Raw genomic sequence first — 883 nt, forward strand, 5'->3', positions numbered from 1 at the left:
CGCCTGCCGTGCGCTGGCGCTGGGTGGTGCTCTACGGGCTCTTCCAGGGCGTAGGGCAGTTCGGCATGGTGTTCCTCGCGCTGCGCGTGGGGCTCACCGCGGCCCTGGCGAGCGTGCTGCTGCAGACGCAGGTGTTCTTCACCGCGTTCTGGGCCTATCTGCTGCTGCACGAGCGTCCGGGCCGACCGCTGGTGGTCGGCCTGGGGCTGGCGGCCCTGGGCCTGGTCTGCTTCGGCCTGCATTTCGTCGCGCCCGGCAGCGCATCGGATGAGGTGACGCTCGCCGGCGTGGGGCTCGCGCTCTGCGGCGCGGCGTCCTGGGCCGCGTCCAACATCGTCGCGCGCATGGCCCAGCAGGAGTCGCCCGGCTACCGGCCGCTGTCCTTCGTGGCCTGGAGCAGCCTGGTGCCGGTGCTGCCCTTCGTCGCGCTCTCCATGGCCTTCGACGACGATGCCGCGCGCTGGCTGCGGGCCGACGCGTGGACGGCATTGCCCGGGCTGGCCTGGGGATCGGTGGCGTACCTCGGCTGGGCGGCCACCATCCTCGGCTACGGGCTCTGGACGGGGCTGCTCACGCGCTATCCGGCCAACCGCGTGGCGCCCTTCAGCCTGGCCGTGCCGGTGGTGGGCCTGTCGGCCGGCATGCTGGTGCTCGGCGAGCGCGTATCGGCCTGGCAGTGGGCAGGCATCGCCGCGGTGGTGGCGGCGCTGGCCTGCGTGGTGCTGGGGCCGCGCTGGGCCGCGGCGCACCGGCGCTGAACGGTGCGCCCGGTGGTCCAATCGGGCCATGGGCATCCACCACCTCTACCTCGCGGTCGCGATCGGCGCCGAAGTCCTCGCCACATCGTTCCTCAAAGCCGCCGAAGGCTTCACCCGGCCCGTGC

Annotated in this window: 1 protein-coding gene; it reads left to right on the forward strand. The window is 73.4% G+C overall.

What is annotated here, in order from left to right; all coding sequences use genetic code 11:
* Window positions 1-758 (forward strand): EamA family transporter (locus GVL52_RS31425; protein ID WP_160012650.1); only part of this gene is annotated, 758 nt, incomplete at its 5' end.
* Window positions 759-883 lie beyond the last annotated feature (125 nt).

This window comes from Rhizobium sp. 18055 (assembly GCF_902706285.1).
Classification (GTDB): Bacteria; Pseudomonadota; Alphaproteobacteria; order Rhizobiales; family Rhizobiaceae; genus Rhizobium.